The following is a 4,912-nucleotide window of genomic DNA, read 5'->3' as shown; positions in this document are numbered from 1 at the left end:
TTTGAAAAACAATATGTCGCTTAATGCGGTGTCCAGTCTTACTGGAGCAGATCACCTCTCTCTAGTGGCTCCGCATCCCTTCCCCAAAGCGCTTGAGCAATATCATCTCGGCTTAATAATTGGTTGGGGGAATCCAACATGAGCGTAAGCAAGTTATAGTCAGCACTAGAAAGAGATACCACCTCTCCATCTTCATGTTTCAGTTGTCGTTTAAGAGTGTCAAAAGTCCAATCCATGAATTTCAGAGTCCGTTCACCTTGGCTATGGCTAAACGTGGAACGCCTCAATAAAGCTTTGATTCTGGCTAATAGCTCACGTGGGTTAAATGACTTAGTAATATAGTCATCAGCTCCAATTTCTAATCCTGCTATTCGATCAGCATCGTCGGTTACTGCGGTGAGCATAATAATGGGAACTTGAGATTGAAGACGTAGTTTCTGGCACAAGGTCAAACCATCATCTCCGGGTAGCATGATGTCTAAAATAATGAGATCTGGAGTGACAGTTTCAAGCTTCTTCCACATCTCATTGCCTTCAAGAGCTGTGATAACCGTAAAGCTTGAACGTTCCAGATATTCACTAAGAGCATCAAGAATGTCCTGACTATCATCGACCACCAAGATTACTTTGTTTGTCATGCTAGACCTTTCATATGAAAACAACGCGCCAACATTCTCTTACTTCGTTATATCTTTCAAGAATATTAATAACGAAATGCGCTCAAACTCCGCAATGTAAGCTGTTCGTTACAAATGACTCTATGCACAGTTAACTCTATTGCTAAATACCTAAACAAGTACTGAGTGCAGGAGTAGGTAACATTTCCTCACTAAATCAATTAAGTGACATACCTCGACAAAATGAATTTATAAATCTAGCGAATGTAATAACTATTATGCAATGATATCTAAATGAGTCTGACCTAATTCTACGGCTGTTTCTAACCTAGTTTTCTCAACCAAAGGAAAAGGTTATGTCTGGATTTCCAGCGACTCATTTTTGTAAAACGTGCAATAAAGAAACGCCACATAGTGAAGTTCTTGTTCGCCAAACAAGCAGCTATGATACCGACAAAACTTTGTTAGGAAGAATAAAGCTGTTTGCTAATTCAATTATCAATGGTGGTCATTACTACAACATGGATCGTTACGTTGAATGTAAGGTCTGTGGGACTAGAGAACTTGATAATTGGGGAAATGAATTCGAGTAACTCATGTTTCTGAAAGCCAAATAAAAAACCGAGCCAGTGGCTCGGTTTTTTTCTATTCGCGTTACAACGAATGATTAAGCAAGAAGCTCTTTTGCAGTGTTTACTACGTTTTCAGTAGTGAAACCGAACATCTTGAATAGCTCGCCTGCTGGTGCAGATTCGCCGAACGTTGTCATGCCGATGATCTTGCCACCGAAGCCAACGTATTTGTACCAGAAGTCAGCGATACCAGCTTCTACTGCGATACGTGCTGTAACGTCAGATGGAAGTACAGACTCACGGTATTCAGCGTCTTGCTTGTCGAACGCGTCAGTTGCTGGCATAGATACTACGCGTACCGCTTTACCTTCAGCTGTTAGTTCAGCAGCAGCGCTAACCGCTAGCTCAACTTCAGAACCTGTAGCGATAAGGATAAGCTCTGGTTTGCCTTCACAATCTTTCAGAATGTAACCACCCTTAGCGATGTTTGCTACTTGCTCAGCGTCACGGTCTTGCTGTGCAAGGTTTTGACGAGAGAAGATAAGTGCAGAAGGACCATCTTTGCGTTCGATTGCTAGTTTCCAAGCAACAGCAGACTCAACTTGGTCACATGGACGCCATGTGCTCATGTTTGGAGTTAGACGTAGAGAAGCGATCTGCTCAACCGGTTGGTGAGTAGGACCATCTTCGCCTAGGCCGATCGAATCGTGCGTGTAAACTTGGATGTTCTGAACTTTCATCAGAGCAGCCATACGCATTGCGTTACGTGCGTATTCCATGAACATTAGGAACGTTGCGCCGTATGGTACGAAACCACCGTGCAGAGCGATACCGTTCATGATTGCAGTCATACCGAATTCACGTACACCGTAGTGGATGTAGTTACCTGAGAAGTCGTTCGCTTCAAGCGACTTAGAACCAGACCACATAGTCAGGTTAGAAGGCGCAAGGTCAGCAGAGCCGCCCATGAATTCAGGTAGCATAGCACCGAATGCTTCTAGAGCATTTTGAGATGCTTTACGTGATGCGATGTTTGCTGGGTTAGCTTGAAGATCAGCAATGATTGCGTTTGCTTTCTCTTCCCACTCAGCTGGAAGCTCGCCGTTAGTACGACGTTTAAATTCTGCTGCTAGCTCTGGGTGAGCTGCTGCGTATGCGTCAAACTTAGCATTCCAAGCCGCTTCTTTCGCTGCGCCCGCTTCTTTCGCATTCCACTCAGCTGCGATATCAGCCGGGATTTCGAAAGGACCGTGTTCCCAACCAAGCGCCACTTTAGTTGCTGTGATTTCATCAGCACCTAGTGGAGCACCGTGACAGTCGTGCGTACCCGCTTTATTTGGTGAACCAAAACCGATGATAGTTTTAGTACAGATAAGTGTTGGACGAGGATCCGCTTTAGCCGCTTCGATAGCCGCATTGATAGCGTCAGCATCGTGACCATCAACGGCTGGGATTACGTGCCAGCCGTAAGCTTCAAAACGCTTAGGTGTATCGTCAGAGAACCAACCTTCAACTTCGCCATCGATAGAGATGCCGTTGTCATCCCAGAAAGCAACCAGCTTACCAAGACCTAGCGTACCTGCTAGAGAACATGCTTCGTGAGAAATGCCTTCCATCAGACAACCATCACCCATGAACGCATAAGTGAAGTGATCGACGATGTCGTGGCCTTCTTTGTTGAACTGTGCAGCCAATGATTTTTCAGCCATCGCCATACCAACAGCGTTGGTGATGCCTTGACCCAGAGGACCAGTCGTTGTCTCGATACCAGGAGCGTAACCGTACTCTGGGTGACCTGGAGTCTTAGAGTGCAGTTGACGGAAGTTTTTTAGGTCTTCAATTGAAAGCTCGTAACCTGCTAAGTGAAGCAGAGAGTAAATCAGCATAGAACCATGACCGTTAGACAGGATAAAACGGTCACGGTCAGCCCACTCTGGGTTTGATGGGTTATGGTTCAAGTGGCCACGCCAAAGAACTTCAGCGATGTCAGCCATACCCATAGGTGCGCCTGGGTGGCCTGAGTTTGCTTGTTGAACACCGTCCATGCTAAGTGCGCGGATTGCATTGGCTAGATCTTTACGAGAAGGCATGTCTGCTCCTGGATACATAAGCGATTTAAAAAAGAGATAGATGCTAAAGTTTTCATTTTTATTAGCGCGGGTATTCTCTCAAACGACTATAGCGACTGCAAACGTTTTACTGGCACTTTAACGGTCATTTTCCGCAATTTTCGATCATTTACACCACTTAACAATGGCTTCCCCCTATCAACACGCAAACGTTTAGTTATGACATATCCTAAAAAAGAGCTTGTAATTCGACCGTTGGAATTTAAAATAGCCGTCTAGATGTAGAAACACCTACAAAATATACTGTATTGAATGGCGGCGCTTCCTCGATTGCGACGGCATAAATTATTTGCATTTAACTATTTGCAACTAAAAACTAAACTAAAAGTGGAGCTCTCATGGCTAAGCACCTATTCACTTCTGAATCTGTTTCAGAAGGCCATCCAGATAAAATTGCAGACCAAATCTCAGATGCTGTTCTTGATGCCATCATTGAACAAGATCCAAAAGCACGTGTTGCTTGTGAGACTTACGTAAAGACCGGCATGGTTATGGTTGGCGGTGAAGTAACCACGTCTGCATGGGTTGATATCGAAGAAATCACTCGTGAAACAGTTCGTGAAATTGGTTACGTTCATTCTGATATGGGCTTTGACGCTGACTCTTGTGCAGTACTAAACACAATTGGTAAGCAGTCTCCAGACATCAACCAAGGTGTTGATAAAGCCGATCCTAAAGATCAAGGCGCAGGTGACCAAGGTATCATGTTTGGTTACGCGACTAACGAAACGCCAATCCTAATGCCAGCTCCAATTACTTACTCTCACCTTCTTGTTAAGAAGCAAGCTGAAGTACGTAAGAGCGGCAAGCTTGACTTCCTTCGCCCAGATGCGAAATCTCAAGTTACGTTCCAATACGACCAAGGTAAGATCGTTGGTATCGACGCAGTTGTTCTTTCAACTCAACACTGTGATTCAGTAACAACACCTGACCTACGTGAAGCGGTAATGGAAGAGATCATCAAGCCAGTACTTCCTGCTGAGTGGATCAACAAAGACACTAACTTCTTCATCAACCCAACAGGCCGTTTCGTAATCGGTGGCCCAATGGGTGACTGTGGTCTAACAGGTCGTAAGATCATCGTTGATACCTACGGCGGCGCAGCTCGTCACGGTGGCGGTGCATTCTCTGGTAAAGATCCATCAAAAGTTGACCGTTCTGCAGCTTACGCAGCTCGTTACGTTGCGAAAAACATCGTTGCTGCTGGTATGGCTGACCGTTGTGAGATTCAACTGTCTTACGCTATCGGTGTTGCAGATCCAACATCTATCATGGTTGAAACGTTTGGTACTGAGAAAGTAGCGCACGAAATCATCATTGAAGCAGTTCGTCAAAACTTCGACCTACGTCCATACGGTCTTCAAGAGATGCTGAACCTTCTTCAACCTATCTACAAGCAGACTGCTGCATACGGCCACTTCGGTCGCGAAGAGTTCCCTTGGGAAGCAACTGACAAAGCAGCTATCCTTGCGGACTTCGCAGGCCTGTAAGCATTACGCAACACGCTTAGCTGAAACGTAATTTTAAAAGCCTCTGTTCTGAACTGACCCCCAATAGTTGGACACCAATTATTGGGGGTCTTTTTATGTCCAAA

4 protein-coding genes are annotated in these 4,912 nt (G+C 45.0%); 2 read left to right on the top strand and 2 right to left on the bottom strand.

Annotated features, from left to right (window positions below; translation table 11 throughout):
- Window positions 1–38: 38 nt before the first annotated feature.
- Window positions 39–638: a response regulator gene (locus AB6D80_RS24165; protein ID WP_372189850.1), complete on the bottom strand. Its 600-nt coding sequence runs from the start codon at window positions 636–638 to the stop codon at window positions 39–41.
- A 335-nt stretch (window positions 639–973) separates the two neighbouring features.
- Between AB6D80_RS24165 and AB6D80_RS24160 the strand changes: the two genes are divergently transcribed.
- Window positions 974–1,210: a hypothetical protein gene (locus AB6D80_RS24160; RefSeq protein ID WP_012604808.1), complete on the top strand. Its 237-nt coding sequence runs from the start codon at window positions 974–976 to the stop codon at window positions 1,208–1,210.
- Between the two features lie 74 nt (window positions 1,211–1,284).
- Here AB6D80_RS24160 and tkt read toward each other — a convergent pair whose 3' ends face one another.
- Window positions 1,285–3,279 (bottom strand): transketolase, encoded by a 1,995-nt coding sequence (tkt, locus tag AB6D80_RS24155; RefSeq protein ID WP_372189848.1) that lies wholly within the window; start codon window positions 3,277–3,279, stop codon window positions 1,285–1,287.
- 377 nt (window positions 3,280–3,656) lie between these two features.
- On the opposite strand from tkt, the gene metK reads away from it, so the two are divergent.
- A complete protein-coding gene (metK, locus tag AB6D80_RS24150) occupies window positions 3,657–4,808 on the top strand; it encodes a methionine adenosyltransferase (protein ID WP_009847676.1) in 1,152 nt (383 codons plus the stop codon).
- Window positions 4,809–4,912: the final 104 nt, after the last annotated feature.

The sequence above is a fragment of the Vibrio sp. 10N.247.310.17 genome, assembly GCF_041466605.1.
Lineage (GTDB): Bacteria > Pseudomonadota > Gammaproteobacteria > Enterobacterales > Vibrionaceae > Vibrio > Vibrio tasmaniensis_A.
Note: the sequence above shows the minus strand (reverse complement) of the source record. Positions and strands in the feature narration are given on the sequence as shown.

Bases quoted from the DNA above. Each gene is read 5' to 3' on its own strand.
- AB6D80_RS24165 (WP_372189850.1), bottom strand. From the start codon at position 638: ATGACAAACAAAGTAATCTTGGTGGTCGATGATAGTCAGGACATTCTT.
- AB6D80_RS24160 (WP_012604808.1), top strand. From the start codon at position 974: ATGTCTGGATTTCCAGCGACTCATTTTTGTAAAACGTGCAATAAAGAA.
- tkt (WP_372189848.1), bottom strand. From the start codon at position 3,279: ATGCCTTCTCGTAAAGATCTAGCCAATGCAATCCGCGCACTTAGCATG.
- metK (WP_009847676.1), top strand. From the start codon at position 3,657: ATGGCTAAGCACCTATTCACTTCTGAATCTGTTTCAGAAGGCCATCCA.